This is a genomic window from Vibrio sp. 10N.286.46.A8, from assembly GCF_041470165.1.
GTDB classification, from domain to species: domain Bacteria; phylum Pseudomonadota; class Gammaproteobacteria; order Enterobacterales; family Vibrionaceae; genus Vibrio; species Vibrio tasmaniensis_A.
On sequence record NZ_JBFRLX010000112.1, the window covers coordinates 10671 to 12244 of the forward strand.

At 42.4% G+C, this 1574-nt stretch carries 2 protein-coding genes; one reads left to right on the forward strand and one right to left on the reverse strand.

The features are described from left to right. Positions 1-467, reverse strand: a 467-nt coding sequence (locus AB4232_RS12130; RefSeq protein ID WP_372087196.1) for an ABC transporter transmembrane domain-containing protein, incomplete at its 3' end; no start/stop codon positions are given. A gap of 541 nt (positions 468-1008) precedes the next feature. Between AB4232_RS12130 and AB4232_RS12135 the strand changes: the two genes are divergently transcribed. Next, a partial coding sequence (locus AB4232_RS12135) for an ATP-binding cassette domain-containing protein (RefSeq protein ID WP_372087197.1) occupies positions 1009-1574 on the forward strand: 566 nt, incomplete at its 3' end.

The window sequence follows — 1574 nt, forward strand, 5'->3', positions numbered from 1 at the left end:
GTTGTGTCGGTTGTGATGCGCGACATGATGTCGCCACTGCCATTGGTTTCAAAGTAACTCGGGTGAAGCGTCACCACGTGATTGAAAACCGACAGGCGTATATCCGCACTTACTCGCTCACCAACAGAAGAGACCAAATAGAAGCGAAAGAAGGTGCCAATCGAGATCAGCACGACTACAACCATGATGAATTGAATCGCACTGCCTAAATCTGATAACGATTGTTGGCTGAAGCCTTGGTCGATAAGAAGGCGAATACCGTGTCCGACCGAAAGGGTTAAGCTCGCCGTGAAGATCAAAGCGATCAGCGCTGCAATCACACGGCCTTTATAGGGCTGAATAAATTTGCTGAGCTCAAATAAAATACTGAGGCTTTTCTTCTCAGGTTTGGGTTGTGGCGCTTTTTTAGTCGATCGTTGAGCCGTTCGCTGAGTAGAGTCACGCGTAGAAGAGACGTCGTTTTGCATATGACTGCCTTAATGTGTTGTCGCTTTAAGAGTAGATGGCTTGTTGTTTGTACGTACATGTCACGAATTAAGTGCTAGTCGTTCGTAAATGTTTGTTGCTTACAAGAGAAACCATTAAAGCACGCATCGCTGACTGATGCTTCCTAGGATACTCAATTTTCGGATTTTGATGCCTAGCAAGTGAAGGAATCTTACTGTTCAAAAGGAACATTAAGCATTAAGTGAGGCTTGAAATAAAGATCAAACGAGCTATTTGATTCTAATTTTTATGCATGTGAGCGTAAGCCAATAGCGAATGGAAGCTACAGGTTCTTAGATCTTGTACTGATTTTTTAATTGGAAGAGAAACGTTTGCTTTTTCCTCGATATCAAGCTTATCAGTAACTTGTGATTTTTGGTTATAAGACCAGTTATAGCGACTGTTTTTTGCGCAACTCTCGTTACAAAAATTCAACAAAACAGTTTTTTATACATTTTTCTTGCATAAAACATCGAATTGAATAGAATAACCAACAAATGACAATTAATGCAGTATTGTGGCATGAGTATTCAAGTAAAGAGCATCAACAAATCATACGGTAATACCCAAGTTCTTCATGACATCAGCTTTGACTGTGAAAGTGGCGAAACCTTGGTATTGCTTGGCCCAAGCGGTGCGGGCAAGAGTTCATTACTGCGTGTATTGAATCTGTTAGAAATCGCGGACAACGGCGAATTAGACATTGCGAACGAGCAATTCGATTTTTCAAGCCAGATCCAAGAAAAGCAGGGGCTTAAACTTCGTCGTAAAGTTGGCATGGTGTTCCAACAATACAACTTGTGGCCACATATGACGGTGATGGAAAACTTAATTGAAGCTCCCACCAAAGTAGCGGGTTTAGATAAGCAAGAAGCCATCAAGCAAGCTCAAGAAGTACTAAAGACACTTCAACTTGCCGACAAAGCAGACGCTTGGCCACTTCAACTGTCTGGTGGTCAACAACAGCGTGTTGCGATTGCACGTGCGCTGATGATGAAACCGGATGTGTTGTTGTTTGATGAACCAACAGCGGCGCTTGATCCTGAGATCACCAATCAAGTTGTGAGCATTATTAAAGAGTTGAGTGG